General features: G+C 74.3%; 19 protein-coding genes. 10 read left to right on the top strand and 9 right to left on the bottom strand.

Translation table 11 applies throughout. From position 1 onward, the window contains the following. The first annotated feature begins 84 nt into the window (after positions 1-84). On the top strand, positions 85-1,125 hold the full coding sequence (locus tag AC0VX6_RS20080; protein WP_274974162.1) for an LLM class F420-dependent oxidoreductase: 1,041 nt from the start codon (positions 85-87) through the stop codon (positions 1,123-1,125). A 170-nt stretch (positions 1,126-1,295) separates the two neighbouring features. On the opposite strand, the gene npdG is transcribed toward AC0VX6_RS20080, so the two are convergent. Both npdG and AC0VX6_RS20090 read right to left on the bottom strand, forming a co-directional pair. Beyond that, positions 1,296-1,991: an NADPH-dependent F420 reductase gene (gene npdG / locus AC0VX6_RS20085; RefSeq protein WP_475465598.1), complete on the bottom strand. Its 696-nt coding sequence runs from the start codon at positions 1,989-1,991 to the stop codon at positions 1,296-1,298. 77 nt (positions 1,992-2,068) lie between these two features. Next, positions 2,069-2,260 (bottom strand): hypothetical protein, encoded by a 192-nt coding sequence (locus AC0VX6_RS20090; RefSeq protein WP_212643452.1) that lies wholly within the window; start codon positions 2,258-2,260, stop codon positions 2,069-2,071. Positions 2,261-2,404: 144 nt separating this feature from the next. Here AC0VX6_RS20090 and map point away from each other — a divergent pair, with 144 nt between their 5' ends. The 4 genes from map (at position 2,405) to AC0VX6_RS20110 (ending at position 6,887) form a co-directional block, all read left to right on the top strand. Continuing rightward, positions 2,405-3,256: a type I methionyl aminopeptidase gene (gene map / locus AC0VX6_RS20095; RefSeq protein ID WP_212643451.1), complete on the top strand. Its 852-nt coding sequence runs from the start codon at positions 2,405-2,407 to the stop codon at positions 3,254-3,256. A 92-nt stretch (positions 3,257-3,348) separates the two neighbouring features. Next, entirely contained in the window at positions 3,349-4,182 is an 834-nt protein-coding gene (locus tag AC0VX6_RS20100; protein WP_274974164.1) for a M55 family metallopeptidase, read from the top strand. A gap of 153 nt (positions 4,183-4,335) precedes the next feature. After that, positions 4,336-5,742, top strand: a complete 1,407-nt coding sequence (locus AC0VX6_RS20105; protein ID WP_274974165.1) for a M20/M25/M40 family metallo-hydrolase — start codon at positions 4,336-4,338, stop codon at positions 5,740-5,742. 167 nt (positions 5,743-5,909) lie between these two features. Then, positions 5,910-6,887: a S66 peptidase family protein gene (locus AC0VX6_RS20110; RefSeq protein WP_274974166.1), complete on the top strand. Its 978-nt coding sequence runs from the start codon at positions 5,910-5,912 to the stop codon at positions 6,885-6,887. A 108-nt stretch (positions 6,888-6,995) separates the two neighbouring features. Here AC0VX6_RS20110 and AC0VX6_RS20115 read toward each other — a convergent pair whose 3' ends face one another. Both AC0VX6_RS20115 and AC0VX6_RS20120 read right to left on the bottom strand, forming a co-directional pair. Then, positions 6,996-7,391 (bottom strand): type II toxin-antitoxin system VapC family toxin, encoded by a 396-nt coding sequence (locus tag AC0VX6_RS20115; protein WP_475465601.1) that lies wholly within the window; start codon positions 7,389-7,391, stop codon positions 6,996-6,998. Next, positions 7,391-7,666, bottom strand: a complete 276-nt coding sequence (locus AC0VX6_RS20120) for a hypothetical protein (RefSeq protein ID WP_274974168.1) — start codon at positions 7,664-7,666, stop codon at positions 7,391-7,393. Before AC0VX6_RS20120 ends, AC0VX6_RS20115 begins: the two co-directional genes overlap by 1 nt. Positions 7,667-7,847: 181 nt before the next feature. Here AC0VX6_RS20120 and AC0VX6_RS20125 point away from each other — a divergent pair, with 181 nt between their 5' ends. From AC0VX6_RS20125 to AC0VX6_RS20135, 3 genes are all read left to right on the top strand, one after another. Next, positions 7,848-8,135 (top strand): helix-turn-helix domain-containing protein, encoded by a 288-nt coding sequence (locus tag AC0VX6_RS20125; protein ID WP_274974169.1) that lies wholly within the window; start codon positions 7,848-7,850, stop codon positions 8,133-8,135. 118 nt (positions 8,136-8,253) lie between these two features. Next, positions 8,254-10,224 carry an acyl-CoA dehydrogenase family protein gene (locus AC0VX6_RS20130; RefSeq protein WP_274974170.1) on the top strand — a complete coding sequence of 657 codons (1,971 nt, stop codon included), beginning with the start codon at positions 8,254-8,256 and terminating at the stop codon, positions 10,222-10,224. Between the two features lie 153 nt (positions 10,225-10,377). Next, a complete protein-coding gene (locus tag AC0VX6_RS20135; RefSeq protein ID WP_475465603.1) occupies positions 10,378-10,998 on the top strand; it encodes a PadR family transcriptional regulator in 621 nt (206 codons plus the stop codon). Positions 10,999-11,005: 7 nt separating this feature from the next. Here the strand turns inward: AC0VX6_RS20135 and AC0VX6_RS20140 are convergent, their stop codons facing one another. Continuing rightward, on the bottom strand, positions 11,006-11,830 hold the full coding sequence (locus AC0VX6_RS20140) for a VOC family protein (protein WP_475465605.1): 825 nt from the start codon (positions 11,828-11,830) through the stop codon (positions 11,006-11,008). A 216-nt stretch (positions 11,831-12,046) separates the two neighbouring features. On the opposite strand from AC0VX6_RS20140, the gene AC0VX6_RS20145 reads away from it, so the two are divergent. Continuing rightward, the gene (locus AC0VX6_RS20145) at positions 12,047-13,339 is read left to right on the top strand and encodes an MFS transporter (protein WP_274974173.1); all 1,293 of its coding nucleotides are present in this window, start codon (positions 12,047-12,049) and stop codon (positions 13,337-13,339) included. Between the two features lie 340 nt (positions 13,340-13,679). Then, on the top strand, positions 13,680-15,014 hold the full coding sequence (locus AC0VX6_RS20150; protein ID WP_274974174.1) for a GH1 family beta-glucosidase: 1,335 nt from the start codon (positions 13,680-13,682) through the stop codon (positions 15,012-15,014). Between the two features lie 78 nt (positions 15,015-15,092). On the opposite strand, the gene AC0VX6_RS20155 is transcribed toward AC0VX6_RS20150, so the two are convergent. From AC0VX6_RS20155 to AC0VX6_RS20170, 4 genes are all read right to left on the bottom strand, one after another. Then, positions 15,093-15,662: a hypothetical protein gene (locus tag AC0VX6_RS20155; RefSeq protein ID WP_274974175.1), complete on the bottom strand. Its 570-nt coding sequence runs from the start codon at positions 15,660-15,662 to the stop codon at positions 15,093-15,095. Between the two features lie 94 nt (positions 15,663-15,756). Then, positions 15,757-16,371 carry a TetR/AcrR family transcriptional regulator gene (locus tag AC0VX6_RS20160; protein WP_274974176.1) on the bottom strand — a complete coding sequence of 205 codons (615 nt, stop codon included), beginning with the start codon at positions 16,369-16,371 and terminating at the stop codon, positions 15,757-15,759. Positions 16,372-16,429: 58 nt separating this feature from the next. Beyond that, positions 16,430-17,602: an acyl-CoA dehydrogenase family protein gene (locus tag AC0VX6_RS20165; RefSeq protein WP_274974177.1), complete on the bottom strand. Its 1,173-nt coding sequence runs from the start codon at positions 17,600-17,602 to the stop codon at positions 16,430-16,432. Further along, positions 17,599-19,698 carry an ATP-binding protein gene (locus tag AC0VX6_RS20170; RefSeq protein ID WP_475465608.1) on the bottom strand — a complete coding sequence of 700 codons (2,100 nt, stop codon included), beginning with the start codon at positions 19,696-19,698 and terminating at the stop codon, positions 17,599-17,601. The genes AC0VX6_RS20165 and AC0VX6_RS20170 overlap by 4 nt, the downstream gene beginning before the upstream one ends. Position 19,699 lies beyond the last annotated feature (1 nt).

A 19,699-nucleotide genomic window follows, 5' to 3' on the forward strand; every position in this document is an offset into this window, starting at 1 on the left:
CTCGGGAGCGAACCGTACTCGGGAGTAGAGTCGCACCGTACCCAGCGCCGACGGGCCGGGGGTCCGGCCCTCCCGGGAGGACAGATGCGCGTCTCGATGCCGCTCCAGTACGCGGGCGACCCCAAGGCCTCCGTCGACCAGGTGGTCGAACTGGAGAAGGCCGGGCTCGACACCGTGTGGGTCGCCGAGGCCTACGGGTTCGACAGCCCCACCCTGATGGGCTACATCGCCGCCCGCACCGAGACCGTGGCGATCGGCTCGGCGATCCTGCCGCTGTACACGCGCACCCCCGCGCTCATCGCGATGACCGCCGCCGGGCTGGACGACCTGTCCGGCGGTCGGGCCGTCCTCGGCCTGGGCGCCAGCGGCCCGCAGGTCGTCGAGGGCTTCCACGGCGTCCCCTACGTCAAGCCGCTCGCCCGCACCCGCGAGACCATCGAGATCTGCCGCAAGGTCTGGGCGCGCGAGGACCGCCTCACCCACGACGGCACCGTCTTCCAGCTGCCGCTGCCCCCGGAGAGGGGGACCGGTCTCGGCAGGCCGCTCAAGATCATCAACCACCCCGTGCGCCCGCGGATCCCCGTCTACGTGGCCTCCCTGGGCGTGAAGAACGTGGCGCTGACCGCCGAGATCGCCGACGGCTGGCTCCCGCACCTGTTCATCCCCGAGAAGGCCGACAGGGTGTGGGGCGAGGCGCTGGCCGAGGGGAGGGCCAGGCGCGACCCGTCCCTGGGCGAACTGGAGGTCTCCGCGGGCGGCCTGCTCGCCATCGGCGAGGGCGAGGACACCAAAAGGCTGCTGGACCTCGTGCGGCCGATGATCGCCCTGTACGTCGGCGGCATGGGCGCCAAGGGGAAGAACTTCTACAACACGGTGGCCCGCCGCTACGGCTACGAAGAAGCCGCTGAAAAGGTCCAGGACCTGTACCTGGCGGGGAGGAGGGACGAGGCCGCGGCCGCCGTGCCCGAGGAGTTCGTGGAGCTGACCAACATGGTCGGCCCGGAGTCCTACGTGCGCGAGCGCGTGGAGGCCTTCCGCGCCGCCGGGGTGACCCAGCTCAACGTGACCCCCGTGGGCGAGGACCCGGCCGCCCTGGTCGGCAAGGTCAAGGAGTGGGTGTCCTGACCCCCGGCCGGGCGCCCGGCGGCTGATCGCGCCCGGCGGAGCGGCGCCGGACCCCGCGGCGGGGACCGGCGCCGTACGCGTGCGCGGGCGGGGCCCCGGGGCGGCCCGGACGCGGTCGCTGCGACGCGCCCGTCCGGGGCCGCGCTCCTTCGGGGCCACGGGCTCCGGGGCTACAGCCCGGTGATGCGGATGCCCGCGTGGGTCCTGTAACGGCGGTTCACCGCGATGAGGTTGGCGGTCAGGGCCTCGACCTGGTGGGCGTTGCGCAGGCGGCCGCCGAAGACGCCGCGCACCCCCGGGATCCGCTCGGCCAGGGCGCGCACCACGTCGGTGGCCTCGCGGTCCTCGCCCAGCACCAGCACGTCGAGGTCCACCTCCTCGACCTCGGGGTCCAGCAGCACCACGGCGGACACGTGGTGGAAGGCGGCCGTGACACGGCTGTCGGGCAGCACCTCGGCGGCCTGCTGGGCGGCGCTGCCCTCGGCGACGTCGAGGGCGAAGGGGCCCTTCTTGTCGAAGCCGAGGGGGTTGACGCAGTCCACGACGATCTTGCCCGCCAGCGGAGCGGCCAGCCGCTCCAGCAGCTCGCGGTGGCCGTCCCAGGGCACGGCGACGATGACGACGTCGCCCGCGGCGGCGGCCGCGGCGTTGTCCAGGCCGCGCACGTCGATCGGGGCGGCCTCGGCCTCCACCAGTTCCCGGGCGGCCTTCTCGGCACGCTCGGCGCTGCGCGAGCCGAGGTGGACGGTGTGCCCGGCCAGGGCGAGGCGGCGGGCCAGGCCCCGGCCCTGGTCCCCGGTCCCGCCCAGGACGGCGACGGACAGCCCGGCGATGTCCGCGCCCGCGGGTGTGCTCTGTTCAGTCATGCGCCGATCCTGTCAGAGGCGTCGACCGGAGGCGCCCCCGGCACGGCGCGGCGGCCCGGAGCGCGCGTGGGGGCGGATCACCGGTCCTCCTCGTCGGCCTCGTCCCAGGCCTCGTTGCGCCGGGCGGCGATGGCCAGCGCGCTGGCGGCTGTGGCCTCGTCCGGGTAGGGGCCCAGGCGCTCCTTGTTGGGGCATCCGGGGCCGTGCTCCACCCGGTTGTGCCTGAGGCAGTACCACCACTTGTCGTCCAGCTGAGTGTCCTCGCTCACCGTGACTCGCTTTCTACGGGACGCCGCCCCGACGGGAACGTGCTTCTGTGGGCACCTACCCAGGCCCGGGCTTCCCCTACACCCGCGGGGGGAGGGACGTCGTCCAGGACCGCGTGGCCGACCCACGAACTACAATCAGTGTCCATGACTACTCCGCTGGTTCCTGGGCGAATCTCGCCACAACGTTCGGTTCCCTCCCACATCGTCCGCCCGGAGTACGTCGGACGGAAGCACCCCGTGGAGGGGGTTCTGGGCGACGTGCAGACCCCCGAGACAATCGAGCGGATGCGCGTGGTGGGACGGCTGGCGGCCCAGGCCCTGGAGGAGGTCGGCCGCAACGTCCGGCCCGGGGTGACCACCGACGAGCTGGACCGGATCGGCCACGAGTTCCTGATGGACCACGGGGCCTACCCCAGTCCGCTGGGCTACAAGGGCTACCCCAAGTCGCTGTGCTCCTCGCTCAACGAGGTGATCTGCCACGGCATCCCCGACGACACCGTGGTCTCCGACGGCGACATCGTCAACATCGACATCACCGCCTACCGGGACGGCGTGCACGGCGACACCAACGCCACCTTCCTGGCCGGGAACGTCTCGGAGGAGCACCGGCTGCTGGTCGAGCGCACCCGCGAGGCCATGATGCGCGGGATCAAGGCGTGCCGACCGGGCCGCCAGATCAACGTGATCGGGCGGGTCATCGAGTCCTACGCCAAGCGCTTCGGCTACGGCGTGGTCCGCGACTTCACCGGGCACGGCGTGGGGCCGGAGTTCCACTCGGGTCTGGTGGTGCCGCACTACGACGACCCGCGCGCGGACACCGTCATGGAGCCGGGGATGACCTTCACGATCGAGCCGATGATCACGCTCGGCGGCGTGGAGTACGACATGTGGGACGACGGCTGGACGGCCGTGACGGCCGACCGCAGGTGGACGGCCCAGTTCGAGCACACCCTGGTCATCACCGAGTCCGGTGCGGAGATCCTCACCCTGCCCTGACCGCCGTCCCGGTCCCCGCCCGTGTGCCCCGGACGGGGACCGGGGCGTCCGAACGTGGCCACGGGAGGGGGCCGGGGCGTAGGGTCGTGCGGGTGAAGATCCTCATCTCCGCCGACATGGAGGGCGCCACGGGCGTCACCTGGCCCGCCGACGTCGAGCCCGGCACCGAGCAGTGGCAGCGCTGCCGCGCCATGTTCACCAGCGACGTCAACGCCGCCGTCGAGGGCCTGCTGGAGGGCGGCGCCACCGAGGTGCTGGTCAACGAGGCGCACGCGACCATGCGCAACCTCCTGCTGGAGGAGCTCAACACCGACGCCACGATGATCACCGGGCGGCACAAGGAGCTGTCCATGGTCGAGGGCGTGCAGTCCGGCGACTGCGACGGCGTGGTGTTCCTCGGCTACCACTGCGGCGCCGGTGACGAGGGCGTGCTCGCGCACACCTATCTGCCCAACGCGGTGACCGGCGTGTGGCTGGACGGCGAGCCCGCCAGCGAGGGCCGTCTCAACGCCGCGGTGGTCGCCGAGTACGGCACCCCGGTCATCCTGGTCACGGGGGACGACCGCGCCTGCGAGGACGCCGCGACCTACGCCCCGTTCGCGCGGACGGTCGCGGTCAAGGAGCACGTCAGCCGGTACGCCGCCCGCTGCCGTCCCCCGGCCGCGACCGCGCGGGACATCCGGGCCGGGGCGCGCGCCGCCATGACGCTGGCCGGGCGCCTGGACCCGGTCGCGCCCGGGCCCCGGACCGTGGAGGTGGAGGTGGACTCCGCGCAGCTGGCCCAGGCCGCCGCCGTCGTCCCCGGCGTCACGCGCACGGGGGTGCGGCGCGTCCGCTACGTCTCCCCGGACGCCTACGAGATGATCCGCTGCTTCAAGGCGGTCACCACGCTGATCTCCAACGCCATGGAGGAGCGCTACGGCTGAGGCCGGGGCGGGGGCCGCGGGGACCGCCGTCCGCGAATGCCGGAGCGGGGCGGACGGGGCTGGTAGAACTGTGCCGGGGAGCACCACTTCGTCACCACTGGCCACTAAGGTCCTCCCCCGTTACTGACACCTCAGCGAGAGCGAGGCGCGCTCGTGGGCCACATCGCCACTTCCTTCCCAGAGAGAACCGACGGCTTCCCGGAAGGGGCCGACGGCCTCGCGGCGGCCTGGGAGGACGCCGTCCACCTGGCCCGGGGACTCGTCCGCCGCGACTCCACCAACCACGGGGGAGGTCAGGGCGACGAGCGCGAGGCCGCCGAGTACGTCGCCGAGGCCCTGGGCGACGCCGGGCTGGACCCCCTGCTGCTGGAGTCGGCGCCCCGGCGGGCGAACGTGGTCGTGCGCGTTCCCGGCACCGACCCCTCGGCCCCGGCGCTGCTGGTGCACGGCCACCTGGACGTGGTGCCCGCCGACGCGGACGACTGGACGCTGCCCCCCTTCGCCGGTGAGGTGGCCGACTGCCCCGTCACCGGCGTGCCCGCGCTGTGGGGGCGCGGCGCGGTGGACATGAAGAACACCATCGCCACGGTCACCGCCGTGGTGCGCCACTGGGCGCGCCACGGGCTGCGGCCCCGGCGCGACATCGTGCTGGCCTTCGTCGCCGACGAGGAGGACAGCGCCGCCTACGGCGCCGACTACCTGGTCCGCGAGCACGCCGAGCTGTTCGAGGGCTGTACCGCCGCGATCGGTGAGGGCGGCGGGGAGACCATCCACGCCCGCACGGCCTCCGGGGAGCCGGTGCGCCTGTACCCGGTGGGCGCGGCCGAGCGCGGCAGCGCCTGGCTGAGCCTGCGCGCCCAGGGCACGGCCGGGCACGGTTCCCGGCCGCCGGGCGACAACGCGATCGGCGCCCTGGCCGCGGCCTTGGCCCGGATCGACGGTTACGAGTGGCCGCTGCACCTGACCCCCGTCACACGGGCGGCGATCGACGCGATCGCCGCGGCCCTGGAGGTGGAGCGCTTCCCCGGCGACACGGCGACCGCGGAGGCGGTGGACGCCCTGGTCGCCGGTCTGGGGACGGCAGCGCCGCTGATCGGCCCGACCACGCGCAACAGCGCGACGCCCACGATGTTCTCGGCCGGGTACAAGGTGAACGTGGTGCCCGGGGAGGCCACGGCGGGTGTGGACGGCCGGGTGCTGCCCGGCGCGGAGGAGCAGTTCGCCGCGGTCATGGAGGAGCTCACCGGCGACCGGGTGACCTGGGAGTACGCGCACGGTTCGCCGCCGGTGTCCGCGCCCGTGGACTCCCCCGCGTTCGCGGAGCTGCGCGAGGCCCTGCTGCTGCACGACCCCGGGGCCCACGTGGTGCCGGTGTGCCTGTCGGGGGGTACCGACGCCAAGGTGTTCTCCCGGCTGGGCATCGACTGCTACGGCTTCTCGCCCCTGGCCCAGCCCGAGGGCCTGGACTACTCGGGCCTGCTGCACGGCGTGGACGAGCGGGTGCCGCTGGAGGGGCTGCGCTTCGGGGTGCGCGCGCTGGACACGTTCCTGCGCGCCTGAACGGCGAAACCCCTGGTGGGCTGGGAGGCTGGGGCCGGGGAGGGCCGGACCCCGCAGGACGCGGCCTCGAAGGGCCCGGTCGCGGAGTGTCCGAGCAGCAGTGGTGGGGAGAGGCGTCGCGTCCGGTGGCGCGCGAGCGAGGGGGAGGGCCCGGGGTGGGAGAGGCGATGACCGAGGTGGCGGAGGCGGCGGTGCGGGTCGCGGACGCGCGGGGTGTGCGCGCGCTGGTCCGGCCGCCGCGCCTGCGGGAGGGCGACCGGGTGCGTCTGGTCGCCCCGTGCAGCCCGGTCCCCGCGGAGCGGCTGGAGGCCGCGGTGGGGACGCTGCGCGGCTGGGGGCTGGAGGTGGAGCTGGCCCCACACGTGCGCGAACGCCACCCGCGGCTGCCCTACCTGGCCGGGGCGGACGCCACGCGGGCCGCCGACCTCCAGGAGGCCTGGTGCGACCCGGACGTGGACGCGGTGCTGTGCGTGCGCGGCGGCGACGGGGCGCACCGGACGGTGGACCTGCTGGACTTCGACGCGATGCGCCGGGCCGAGCCCAAGGCGCTGGTCGGGTTCAGTGACATCACGGCGCTGCACGAGGCGTTCGCGGTGGAGCTGGGCGTGGCCACGGTGCACGGGCCCGTGGTCGGCACGGGGTACTTCGTGGGTGATCCGGTGGCCCAGGAGGAGTTGCGCGCCACCCTGTTCGAGCCCGAGCGGCGGACCGTGCTGACCTCGCCGGGCGCGCACGCGCTGGTGCCGGGGCGGGCCGAGGGGGTGACGTTCGGCGGGAACCTGAGCCTGCTCAACGACGGTCTGGCCACGCCGCACAGCCGCCTGTCGGCCTCGGGCGGCATCCTGCTGCTGGAGGACGTCGGCGAGGACGTGGCCCGGCTCGACCGGATGCTCACGCACCTGCTGCGCACGGGGTGGGCGGACGGGCTGGCCGGGGTGGCCCTGGGCTCGTGGACGGACTGCCCGCCGGGGCCGGAGGTGGTCGCCGAGCTGATGCGCGACCGGCTGGAGCCGCTGGGGGTGCCGGTGCTGTGGGGGCTGGAGTTCGGGCACTGCGCGGCCCAGCTCACGGTCCCGCTGGGGGTGCCCGCCCTGCTCGACGCGGACGGGGGCCGTCTGGAGCTGGCCGTCCCGGGACTGGTCTAGGCTCCCTTTCCCTGCCGCGGGGCGGGGGTCCTGCCCCGCCCCGTCCTGGCACCGACGACTTCCGGAGGCGGGGACGTCCGGCCTGGCCGTGCAGCACTCCGGGTCCGGTCAGACAACCATGACCCGGCAGTGTCCCTCGACCGCTTTCGCCAAGCGAACGTCAGCGGTCACCAGAGGGCAGTCGAACAGCTGCGCGGCAGCCGCGTAGGCGGAGTCGTAGCCGCTGACATGGCCGCGCATCTCCCACATGACGGGGAACAGCTGTCGTACACCGATCAGCTCGACCTCCAGACCCTCTCTCAGTTCGGAGAGGGCGCTGCGACCCCTGCTGTCGGTGATCTTTCCTCCCAGGCACAGGCCCCGCACCGCTGAGAACACCTCCATCGGCATGTGCTCGGGGGCAGCCCAGGAGTCCTTCTCCGTGAGTACCTCGCGGGCCCGAGCACCGGCGCTCCCGTCGGATACCAGAGCGTTGACGAGCACACTCGCGTCGATGATGACCACTAACCGCCGTCCAGTCCTTCGTAGATCCCGTAGCGCTCCATGCGCTCCTCACGCCCGGCCCGGATGATGTCTGCCACCGAGCCCTCCTCGCCCTCGCCGAGACCGTCGTCACGGCCCGCGAAACCCCTCAGGACCTCGGCGTTGCGCGACCGCCGCACCTCAGCTCTGAGCAGGTCGAGCAGGAAGCCCTGCAACGACTGCCCCCTCTCCTTGGCACGGCGCACGAGGACGTCTCTCTCCGCGTCGTCGATTCCCCTGATCTGCAAAGCAACCATGCATGCATTTTACATGCAGGCGGAGAGGGCAGCCAGCCCCCGGAGAGGAACACCGAGTTCTCCCGGGCGTGGGCAACGGCGTACTCGCGTCGGACCCCGGGCCCTCCGCGGCCGTCCGTGCACGGGACGGCATCGCCGGTATTGATATACCGATCGGGCGTCGTGGCGTTAGACTCCTCGTATGGTGCGTGAACCGCTGACCGCAGACCAGATCGAGCGCGGGCGTCTCCTGGGCGCCCTGCTCCGCCGGGCCCGCGCGGAGCGCACGATGGTCGACGTCGCGCGCGAGGCCCGGATCTCGGTCGAGACCCTGCGCAAGATCGAGGGCGGGCGCATCCCCACCCCCACGTTCTTCACGGTCGCGGCGATCGCCGCCGCGCTCGGCCTGTCCCTGGACGAACTCCTGCGCCGGGTGGACGCCGACGCGACCGCCGCCGGGGACCCCGCGACCGCCTCCCTGGCCGTCTGACTTCCCGCCCGCCCCTAACGTTGGTCGTGTACCCGCGGGTACGGTTCCGTGCGCGGTCCGCCCCTCCCGGCGGCGGGCACGGACCGGGCCGCGTCAGCCAGGACCACAGGGGGAGCACATGAACGAACAGGCGCTGAGAGTGGACGAGGCCGAACTGCGCGGCCTCCTCGACGGCCGCTGGGCCCACGTGCGCGAACACATGCGCGACGCCCTGCGGGGAGACCTGTACGCCCCCGTGCACGGACTGTCCGTGGAGGAGCACCGCGCCCGCACGCTCTCCCAGATCAAGGCCCTGGCCAAGACCGATCTGCCCGCCTACGGCTTCCCCGCCTCGGTGGGCGGCCGCGACGACGTCGGCGCGTCCGTGGTCGGCTTCGAGATGCTGGTCAACGACCTGTCGCTCATGGTGAAGATGGGCGTGCAGTGGGGGCTGTTCGGCGGGGCGATCAGCGCCTTGGGCAACGAGGCCCACCACGCCGAGTACCTGCCCGGCGCGATGTCGATGGAGCTGCCCGGCTGCTTCGCGATGACCGAGACCGGCCACGGCTCGGACGTGCAGGGCCTGCGCACCACGGCCGTCTACGACCCCGGCACCGAGGAGTTCGTGGTCCACACCCCCGACGAGGCGGCGCGCAAGGACTACATCGGCAACGCGGCCCGCGACGGCCGCCTGGCGGTGGTGTTCGCACAGCTGAGCACCGGCGGCGAGGAGCACGGCGTGCACGCCCTGGTGGTCCCGATCCGGGACGGGCGGGGCAGGCCGATGCCGGGCGTGCGCATCGGCGACTGCGGACCCAAGGCCGGGCTCAACGGCGTGGACAACGGACGGCTGGAGTTCGACCACGTCCGTGTGCCGCGCACCAACCTGCTCAACCGGTACGGGGACGTGGCCGCCGACGGCACCTACTCCAGCCCCATCGAGAGCAAGGGCCGACGCTTCTTCACCATGCTCGGAACGCTGGTCCGGGGCCGGATCAGCGTGGCGGGCGGCGCGGGGAGCGCGGCCAAGGCCGCGCTGACCATCGCGGTGCGCTACGGCGACACCCGCCGCCAGTTCACCCGGCCCGATGGCGAGGGGCGGCCCGAGCGGGAGGTGCGCGTCCTGGACTACCTGGCGCACCAGCGCAAGCTGCTGCCCGCCCTGGCGCGCACCTACGCGCTGCACTTCGCGCAGGAGGAGCTGGTCACCCGGCTGCACGAGCTGTCCCGCTCCCCCGAGCGCGACGAGCACGCCCAGCGCGAACTGGAGTCGCGGGCTGCCGGGCTCAAGGCGGTGGCCACCTGGCACGCCAGCCAGACCATCCAGACCTGCCGCGAGGCGTGCGGCGGCGCCGGATACCTGTCCGAGAACCGGATTCCGCAGCTCAAGGCCGACTCCGACATCTTCACCACGTTCGAGGGCGACAACACGGTCCTGCTCCAGCAGCTCACCAAGGGCCTGCTGACCAACTTCAAGGACTCCTTCGGCGACCTGGACCAGCTGGGGCTGGCCCGGTTCATGGCGGGCAAGGTCTTCGAGACGGTCATCGAGCGCACCGCAGCGATCCCGCTGATCGAACGGCTCGTCGCGGCCGCCCCGGGGCGCGGTGAGGAGGCCAGCCTGTACAACCGGGGCTGGCAGCTGGAGCTGCTGGAGGACCGCGAGAAGCACGTCATCGAGGGCCTGGCCGCGCGGCTGCGCAGGTCCGGCAGGAACGGCGAGGACGCCTTCGACGTGTTCAACCGCGCCCAGGACCACGTGCTCACCGCGGGCCGCGCGCACATGGACCGGGTGGTGCTGGAGGCGTTCGTGGCGGGCATCGACCGCTGCGGGGACACCGCGACCGCCAAGCTGCTCAACCGGCTGTGCGACCTGTACGTGATGTCGGTGGTCGAGGAGGAGCGCGCCTGGTTCCTGGAGCACGAGCGGCTCTCCACCTCGCGGGCCAAGGCGGTCACCCAGGCGGTCAACGACCTGTGCCGGGGCCTGCGCCCCTACGCCGTGCAGTTGGTGAACGCGTTCGGCCTGCGCGACGAGTGGCTGGCCGCGCCGATCGCGCTGGGCGGCGAGCACGCCCGCCAGGGCGACCCGGCTCCCGGGCGCGGCTGAGCCCCCGCCCCTTCCCCGTGCCGCCCCTCCACCGTGCCGAGGCCCGTCAGGGCACGGGGAAGGGGCGGCGCGGGGCGCGGGGATAGGCTGGTCGGAGTCGAAGGGCGCGGGCCGCCGAAGGGTGCGGACGCGCTGGTGGGATGAGGGGTGTGGATGTCGGCCATCCGGCTGCTGGTCCTGGGGGCGGTCCGCCTGCGCGGGCGGGCGCACGGCTACCAGGTGCGGGCCGACCTGGAGTCCTGGGGCGCGCACCAGTGGTCCAACGCCAAGCCGGGGTCGATCTACCACGCGCTCAAGCAGATGGCCCGGCAGGGTCTGCTGCACGCCCACGAGACCGCGCCCTCCACCGCCGGGGGACCGCCCCGGACCGAGTACGAGATCACCGGAGAGGGCGACCGGGAGTACTTCGCCCTGCTGCGCCGGGCCGTGTCCTCGTACGACGCGCACACGGACGTGCTCTCGGCCGGTCTGGGCTTCATCGTGGACCTGCCCCGGCGGGAGGCGGTCGACCTGCTCAGGCGGCGGGTAGAGGGCCTGGAGGAGTGGCGCGGGGGCGTGGTCGCCCACTACGCCCCGGAGGAGGGCCCCGGTCAGGCGGGCCACATCGGCGAGATCATGGACATGTGGGTGCACTCCGCGGAGTCGGACGCGGCGTGGACGCGCTCGCTGATCCGGCGCATCGAGGGCGGCGCCTACTCCTTCGCCGGTGAGGGGGGCGACCCCTACGAGGGCGTCCTCACCGGCGAGGAGGCGGAGGCGTTCCCCTCCGGCTGAGGGGCCCTCAGTCCCCGTCCGCCTCCGGGGTTCGCGCGCCGAGCCAGTGCCGCAGCGCGGAGGCGTTGCGCAGCTCCCCCTCGACCCCGCCCAGCTCGTCGCCGGTGAGGGGGATCGCGCCCAGCAGCTCCCGCCACTCCTCGATGCCCTCCTCCTCGCCGAGGGCGACCGCGAGTCCGACGAGCATGGCCAGCGCCAGCGCCCGCTCCACGGCGGGCGCCCGGTCCCCGTGCCGTTTCAGCCCGGAGCGGATCCGCCGGAAGGCGGCGAGGTCGTCGGCCTTGAAGTCGCGCAGGATCCGCGCGCCGTCCAGGACGCGGGCGAGCCCGTTGAGGTCCTTGGCGCCGCCGTACTCCAGCCTCTCGGGCTCCCCGCGCTGGATGAAGACGACCGAGTTCCCCGAGGGGTCCATGAGCGTGAAGCGGCTGGCGCCCGGCCGGTGGCGCGTGATGCGCGGCAGCCCCTTCGCCAGGACCCTGCCGTAGGCCCGGCGCATGGCCTGGGTGAGCGCGGCGTGGTAGGGCGCGACCGCGTCGACCATGACCAGGCAGCCGCCGCTGTTCTCCAGTGCGGGGTCCAGGCCCTTCGGGGCGCGGCCGTAGTGCAGGTCGAAACCGCTCCAGCGGAAGGCCAGGTAGAGGTAGGGCCTGGTCTGCTCGTAGGCGGCCTCGAAGCCGAGGGCCCGGTAGAACTCCAGGGTCTCCTCGGCCGAGACGCACGGCAGCAGCGGAACGGTCGTCTCGTTGGCCCGCACGGCGGTCGCCTCCGACCGGCGCCGCCCCGCGTCGCCCTCCGTACCGCCGTCCGCCCGCGCGGTGTCCGTTCCGGCCACGCGCACCTCCTATTAGTCAAGTTTGATTACTTTGCGAGGGCAGCCCTGCCGTAGCCCACTGGTCAAACTTGATTACGGGTTGAAGCGCCGGGCCCGACGCCGCGCGCGGCCGCCCCCGGGGCCCGCCGGCGGGCCGCGAACCGACCCCGCCGCGGGCCTTTCCTCGGCAGAGCGACCCACCTAACATGAGAGACATTCATGTTAGGCAGGTCACACGTGCGCCCACCCCCCGCGCAGTACTCCTCCCCCTCCCCCGACCCGCGAACGCCCGCCGCGCTCGCCGAGCCCACCAGGCCCGTGCGCCGCCTGTGGGTGGCCGGGATCAGCCTGGCCAACCTCGGCATGTGGATGGCCTTCTTCGGTCCGCTCCAGGTCCTGCTGCCCGAACAGGTCGGCCTGCTCGCGCCCGACGCCAAGGAGACCGCCCTGGCCTGGGTGACCGGGGCGGGTGCGGCCTGTTCCACCCTGGGCACCCCGCTGGCCGGGGCCCTGTCCGACCGGACCACCGGCCGGTTCGGACGCCGACGCCCCTGGATCCTGGCCGGTGCGCTCCTGGGCGGCCTGGGCCTGGTGGTGCTCGGTCGGCAGGACGGCGTCCTCGGTGTGCTGGTGGGTTGGTCCTTCGTCCAGGCCGCGCTGTCCTGCCTGAACGCGACCCTGCTCGCGGCCGTGCCCGACCACGTGCCGGTCCGCCAGCGCGGCGTGGTCTCGGGGTGGATCGGCGTACCGCAGTCGGCGGGCGTGGTGGTGGCTGTGCTGCTGGTGACCGTTGTGGTCACGGGGATCGCCCCCGGCTACGCCCTCCTCGGCGCGCTGACCGTCCTGTGCGTCCTGCCGTTCGCGCTGCTGGCCCCCGACCCGCCGCTGCCCCGGGAGGCGCGCCCCTCCTGGAGCGGGTTCGCGCGCGGGCTGTGGGTGTCCCCGCGCCGCCACCCCGACTTCGGCTGGGCGTGGCTGACCCGTTTCCTCATGCAGACGGGCAACGCCATGTTCACCCTCTACCTCCTCTACTTCCTCACCGACGCGGTGGGCTACGAGGAACTGTTCCCCGGCTCCTCGGCCGCGGACGGGCTGCTGGTGCTGATCGCCGTCTACACGGCGGCGGTCGTGGCCACGACCGTGCTGGCCGGTCTGGTCTCGGACCGCATCGGCCGCCGCCGGGGGATGGTGTGCCTGTCCGGGGTGGTCTCGGCCGTGCCCGCGTTCCTGGTCGCCGCGTTTCCGACGTGGCCGATGAGCCTGGTGTGCGCGGTGGTCCTGGGGGTCGGCTTCGGGATCTACCTGTCCGTGGACAACGCCCTGGTCACCGAGGTCCTGCCGAGCGCCGGCGGGCGGGCCAAGGACCTGGGGATCGTCAACATCGCCAGCGCCGGACCGCAGGTTATCGCCCCGGCCCTGGCCGGTCCGATCGTGGTCCACCTGGGCGGCTACCCGGTCCTGTACACCGTGTGCGGGCTGCTCAGCCTGCTCGGCGGGGTGCTGGTGTGGCGGATCAGGGGTGTGGCATGAGTCCCCGCCGGTTCGGCGCGTCCCGCCCGCCCCTGCGGTCTATGAGCACCCTCCGGTCTCACCTGTCCCGTCCATCCCTGTCCTCCCGGAACTTCCCGGCGCCCCGGCCGCGCGCCGAGACGCCGCGGCGGCGGGAGGCGTCCTCGCGCGTACTGCGTCGCTCATCCACTGCGCACGGCACACCAGCTCCTAGGCCGCCCACCAGTACCAACCGCCCCCGCACATAACGCACGGCGCACCGTGCTCAGGCGACACATCAACCCCGTCCCAACCACGACACACCGCGGCCGCACGTCCGTCCCGACCTCTCGTCAGAACCAGCGAAAGGCAGGTACCGTCCATGTCGTCACCGTTCCTGTGGGGAGTGGCCTCCTCCGCCTTCCAGATCGAGGGCGCCCTCGACGCGGACGGGCGCGGCCCGTCGGTGTGGGACGTCTTCGCCACGCGCCCGGGCGCGGTCCGCGACGGGCACAGCCCCGCCCTGGCCTGCGACCACTACCACCGGTGGGCCGAGGATGTGGACCTGCTCGACCGGCTCGGGGTGAACGCCTACCGGTTCTCGCTCGCCTGGCCCCGGGTCGTGCCGACCGGGCGCGGCGCGGTGAACGGGGCCGGTCTGGACTTCTACGACCGCCTGGTGGACGCCCTGCTGGCCCGGGGGATCACCCCCGTGCCGACGCTGTTCCACTGGGACCTGCCCCAGGCGCTGGAGGAGGCGGGCGGCTGGAGCGAACGCGACACGGCGCACGCGTTCGCCGAGTACGCAGCGGCGGCGGCCGATCGCCTCGGCGACCGGGTGGAGCGGTGGATCACCCTGAACGAGCCCCTGGTGCACACCACCTACGGGCACGCGCTCGGCGTCCACGCCCCGGGGCGGACCCTGGCGGTACCCGAGGTGATGCGGGTGGCCCACCACATGCTGCTCGCGCACGGGCTGGCCGCCGGGGAGCTGCGCTCGCGCGGACTGGAGGCGCTGCTCACCAACAACTACTCCCCCGTCCGCCCCGCCACCGGCTCCGAGGCGGACACCGCCGCCGCGCACGCCTACGACACCCTGCACAACCGGCTGTTCACCGACCCCGTGCTGACCGGCGCCTACCCGGACCTGTCGGCCTTCGGCGTCGCGGAGGTCCCCGGTGTGCGCGAGGGCGACCTGAAGGCCGTCGCGGGCAGCGCGGACGGCCTCGGGGTCAACTACTACAACCCCACCGTGGCCACCGCGCCCGACGAGGGGTCGGGGCTGCCGTTCGGGTTCGGCGAGGTCGCCGGGGCGCCGGTGACGGCGTTCGGGTGGCCGGTGGTGCCCGAAGGGCTGGGCCGGATGATCGACCTGCTGCGCGAGCGCCACGGCGAGGCGCTGCCGCCGCTGTACGTCACCGAGAACGGCTGCTCCTACGAGGACCGGGGCTCCCCCGGCGGGCGGATCGCCGACCCCGAGCGGATCGCCTACCTGGAGGGGCACGTGGCCGCCGTGGAGGCCGCGCGGGAGCGGGGCGCGGACGTGCGCGGGTACTTCGTGTGGACGCTCACCGACAACTTCGAGTGGGCCGAGGGCTACCACCAGCGCTTCGGGCTGGTGCACGTGGACCACGCCACCCAGGAGCGCACCCCCAAGGACTCCTTCGCCTGGTACCGGGACCTCGTCGCCGCCAGGACCGCGTCAGCCGGTGCGTGAGGCAGGGCCGCGGCGCGCCCGTCCCGCCGCACGGCGGCGCCCCGGCGAGCGCACGCGTGAGCCGGGGCGCGGCCGGGGTCAGTCCGCGACGGCGTCCAGGGTGCCGCTGTCGTGGCGTTCGGGGGCCTCCTCGCCGCGCTGGCGGGCGGGCTCCCACCACCACCAGTGCGACTCGGGCACCCAGGAGGGGACCTCCTCGTCGTTGACCGGCCGCGCCCGGCCCGCCACCGCGGTGAGGGCCTCGTCGATGCGCGGGAGGGCCTCCAGGTCGCCCGGGCGCAGGAAGGCCTCCCAGGGCACGAACTCCTCGCCGAGCAGCTCCAGCATGGACCGCCGCCAGCAGGCGGGGCGGTAGGCCTCGTGCTCGCCGTTCTCGGCCGCGGTCTGGGTGCGGACCACGTACAGGCCGAGCCGGTCGGGGTTGCTGCCGCCCACCAGCAGCTCGGCCAGGGTGGCGCTGAACTCCTGGCCGCCGGGGGACCTGCGCTGCGCGGGCGTGGTCGCCCGGTACAGGGCGAAGAGGGCGGCGAAGGCGTTGTCCATCAGGGCGTCGCGGTCCCTGCGGCGCGAGGCGCTCTCGGCGAAGGCGTCCAACGCCCGCCTGGCCAGGTCCGGAAGGTCCCTGCCCGCATCCGCGCTCACCTTCACACCGCCTTGTCCGGTCCGGGGATGACGTTCGTCGCGGGCCCGTGGTCCCGCCGCTTCGATGATAAGCACGCTCCGTGCCGCCGAGGTAGCCGCTTCACGGTGCCGGGGTCCGCAGTTGCCCCTCCAGGGTGCGCGCCCACTGGCGCACGATCCGGCGCCGCCGGGGCCCGTCGTCGGTGAGCAGGTTGGCCAGTCCCAGGCCGCGTGCCAGGTCGAGGGTGGCCTGGACGGTCTCGCGGACCCCGGGGACCGACTCGTCCACGCCCAGCAGCTCCACGGCGGCCCGGTGGATCTCCCGGCCCATCCGCTCCTCCATGGGGATGATCCGCTCGCGCAGGACGGGGTCGCTGGCGGCGGCCGACCACAGTTGGAGGGCGGCGCGGAAGTCCGTTCCGGTGAAGGCGTCCACGACCATCTGCACGACCGCCTCGGTGCGGCCGCCGCCCTCCGGGACGGCGGCCGCGCCGCGCCGCAGCTCCGCGCCGCGGCTGTCGAGCATGTGCCGGAGCACGGCCAGGAACAGGTCCTCGCGGGTGGGGAAGTGGTGCTGGGCGGCGCCGCGCGACACCCCGGCCCGCCGCGCGACCGCGCCCACGGTGGCACCGGACGCGCCCTCCTCGGCCAGGCAGGCCACGGCGGCCTCCAGCAGGCGGGCGCGGGTGGCCCGGCTGCGTTCCTGGCGCGGCTCGCGGTCGGCCCCGGTGTCCACGTCGCTGCCTCCCCCGTCCCCGCGTTCCCGCGGCGGCCCGTGTCCGCGCGCCGACCGCTCAGTACGACCTGGGCAGTCCGAGGGACTGCTGTGCCACGTAGTTGAGCACCATCTCCCGGCTCACCGGCGCGATGCGCGCCAGGCGGGCGGCGGCGATCGCCGACCCCAGCCCGTACTCGCTGGCCAGGCCGTTGCCGCCCAGGGTCTGCACGGCCTGGTCGACCGCGCGCACGCACGCCTCCGCGGCGGCGTACTTGGCCATGTTGGCCGCCTCCCCCGCCCCCGCGTCGTCGCCGGAATCGTAGCGGAGCGCCGCGTGCTGGGTCATCAGGCGGGCCTGCTCCAGCTCGATCTTGACCTGGGCCAGCGGGTGGGCCAGCCCCTGGTGGGCGCCGATGGGCGTGTCGCGCCAGACGGTGCGCTCCCTGGCGTAGGCCACCGCCTTGTCCAGGGCGTGGCGGGCGCTGCCCGCGGCCAGGGACGCGGCCATGATCCGCTCGGGGTTGAGTCCGGCGAAGAGCTGGAGGAGCCCGGCCCCGGGATCGCCGACCAGGGCGTCGGCGGGCAGGCGCACGTCGTCCAGGAACAGCTGGTACTGGTGGTCGGGACTGACCAGGTCCATCTCGATCCGGCGGGCCTCGAACCCCGGGGCGTCGGTGGGCACCGCGAACAGCGCGGCGGACAGGCGCCCGGTGTCCTCGTCCTGGACGCGTCCGACGACCATGACGGCGTCGGCCACGTCCACGCCCGAGATGAGGGTCTTGCGGCCGTTGAGCACCCAGCCCCCGCTGTCGCGCCGGGCGGTGGTGGTGATGCGGTGGGAGTTGGACCCGGCGTCGGGCTCGGTGATGGCGAAGGCCATGATGGTCTGGCCCGTGGCCAGGCCGGGCAGCCAGCGCCCGCGCTGCTCGGGTGTGCCGAAGCGGGACAGGACGGTGCCGCAGATGGCCGGGGAGACCACCATCATCAGGGTGGGGCACCCGGCCGCGCTGAGCTCCTCCAGGACGGCGGCCAGGTCGCCGATGCCGCCGCCCCCGCCGCCGTACTCCTCGGGGATGTTGACGCCGAGGTAGCCGAGTCCTCCCGCCTCGCGCCACAGTTCGGTGAGGTAGGCGCCCTCCTTGGCGCGGGCCCGGTAGTACTCGGACCCGTACCCCGCGGCGAACGCGGACACGGCGGCGCGCAGGTCGACGCGTTCGGCGGGTTCGTTGAAGGTCATGGCACCGGTCACGGCGTGGCCCCTTCGTAGTCGAGGACGGCGAGGGGCGCCCCGGCGGGCACCCTCTGCCCCGCCGCGACCGGGATCTCCCGGACGGCACCGGCGGCGGGGGCGGTGACGCGGTGCTCCGTCTTCATGGCTTCCATGCGCAGCAGGGTCTGTCCGGGCTCGACCCGTTCGCCCACGGCGACCTCCACGGCGGTGACCGTGCCGGGCATGGGCGCGGGCAGGGCGCCGGGGTCGACCGCGGCCTCGGGTTCGGGCAGGGGATCGACGGGGGTGAGGGTGACCGACCCCAGGGGTGAGTCGACGTGGACGTCGCGGCCCGCGGCGGGGCGGTGGACGTCGAAGGCGCGGCGCAGGCCGTCCGCTTCCAGGACCACCCGGTCGGGCGCGGCCGAGAGCACGCGGACCCCGGCCTGTTCGGGCAGGTAGGACCCTCTCAGGGTGCGGTAGGCGGTGGTGGTCCGCCTCGCCTCGTCGCCGTCGACGTCGTGCCGGCGGACGAAGGGCTGGGAGGGCAGGGCTCGCCAGTTGGCGGGCACCCCGGCGGGGGCGGGGGCGACGACGCGGGCGGCCTCGGCGGCGGACAGGGACGCGGCCAGCGCGGCGAGGCGTTCGGCGGCGGGGTCGGCCAGGGGCTGGACGAGGGCGCTGAGGCGGTCGCCGTCCAGGTAGCCGGTGTGCAGTCCCTCGGGGCGGGCCTCGGCCCCGGCGAACGCGGGGTGGCGCAGCGCCCGCACGAGCAGGTCGCGGTTGGTGCCCACCCCGTGCACGCGCGCGGCGGCCAGGGCCGCGGCCAGGCGGCGCAGCGCGTCGCGGCGGTCGCGCCCGTGGGCGACCACCTTGGCGAGCAGGGGGTCGAAGTCGGCGCCGACGGTGTCGCCGGGTTCGACCCCGCTGTCCAGGCGCACCCCGAAGGCGGGCGGCGCGGCGAAGCGGGTGTCGGCGGAGACCTCGAAGGCGTGCAGGACGCCGGTGCGGGGCCGCCAGCCCTCGCGGGGGTCCTCGGCGTACAGGCGGGCCTCGACGGCGTGGCCGCGCGGCGCGGGCGGGCCGTCTCCGGGCAGGGCCTCTCCCTCGGCGACGCGGATCTGCCACTCGACCAGGTCCAGGCCGGTGACGCACTCGGTGACGGGGTGTTCGACCTGGAGCCGGGTGTTCATCTCCAGGAAGACCGGTTCGCCGAAGCCCTCCTCCCCCACGGGGACGAGGAACTCGGCCGTCCCCGCGCCGGTGTAGCCGATGGCGCGGGCCAGACGGCGGGCGGCCCCGTGCAGGCGTTCGCGCAGGTCGTCGGGCAGGCCGGGGGCGGGCGTCTCCTCGATGACCTTCTGGTGGCGGCGCTGGACGGAGCAGTCGCGCTCGCCAAGGGCCCACACGGTGCCGTGGGTGTCGGCCAGGACCTGCACCTCGACGTGGCGGCCGTGGGGGACGTAGGGCTCGCAGAACACCGCCGGGTCGCCGAAGGCCGAGGCCGCCTCGGCGCGGGCGGCAGCGGCCTCGGCGGGCAGGTCGGCCAGGTCGCGGACCACGCGCATACCGCGTCCGCCGCCGCCGGAGACGGCCTTGACCAGCACGGGCAGGTGTTCGGGGCGCACCTGTCCGGGGTCCAGGGCGTCGGCGACGGGCACCCCGGCGTCCCGGGCGATGCGTTTGGCGCGGGTCTTGGCGCCCATGCTCTCGACGGCCTCGGCCGGGGGGCCGATCCAGGTCAGTCCGGCGCCGGTGACGGCGCGGGCCAGGGCGGGGTTCTCGGACAGGAAGCCGTAGCCGGGGTGGACGGCGTCGGCTCCGCAGGCGCGGGCGGCGGCCACCACGGCGTCGGGGTCGAGGTAGGCGTCCACGGGGCCGCACCCCTCGGTCAGGGGCAGGCGCACGGCGGTGTCGGCCTCGGCCACGTGCGCGGCGCCCTCCTCGCCGGGGGCGTGCACGGCGACGGTGGCGATGCCCAGCGAGCGGCAGGTGCGCAGGATCCGGCGGGCGATCTCGCCCCGGTTGGCGACCAGGAGGCGGGTGACGGGGCGCGGCGGCGCGGGCCGACCGGGGACCGTGGCGCCCGACTCGGCGGAACCACCGGGGGGCGCGGCGGAGGGCGTGTGGTTCACG

The sequence above is a fragment of the Nocardiopsis sp. iso_25 genome (genome assembly GCF_056173305.1).

Coding starts and splice junctions, on each gene's coding strand:
- AC0VX6_RS20135 (WP_475465603.1), top strand. CDS start 10,378: ATGTCGGCCATCCGGCTGCTGGTCCTGGGGGCGGTCCGCCTGCGCGGG.
- npdG (WP_475465598.1), bottom strand. CDS start 1,991: ATGACTGAACAGAGCACACCCGCGGGCGCGGACATCGCCGGGCTGTCC.
- map (WP_212643451.1), top strand. CDS start 2,405: ATGACTACTCCGCTGGTTCCTGGGCGAATCTCGCCACAACGTTCGGTT.
- AC0VX6_RS20110 (WP_274974166.1), top strand. CDS start 5,910: ATGACCGAGGTGGCGGAGGCGGCGGTGCGGGTCGCGGACGCGCGGGGT.
- AC0VX6_RS20125 (WP_274974169.1), top strand. CDS start 7,848: ATGGTGCGTGAACCGCTGACCGCAGACCAGATCGAGCGCGGGCGTCTC.
- AC0VX6_RS20150 (WP_274974174.1), top strand. CDS start 13,680: ATGTCGTCACCGTTCCTGTGGGGAGTGGCCTCCTCCGCCTTCCAGATC.
- AC0VX6_RS20080 (WP_274974162.1), top strand. CDS start 85: ATGCGCGTCTCGATGCCGCTCCAGTACGCGGGCGACCCCAAGGCCTCC.
- AC0VX6_RS20130 (WP_274974170.1), top strand. CDS start 8,254: ATGAACGAACAGGCGCTGAGAGTGGACGAGGCCGAACTGCGCGGCCTC.
- AC0VX6_RS20120 (WP_274974168.1), bottom strand. CDS start 7,666: ATGGTTGCTTTGCAGATCAGGGGAATCGACGACGCGGAGAGAGACGTC.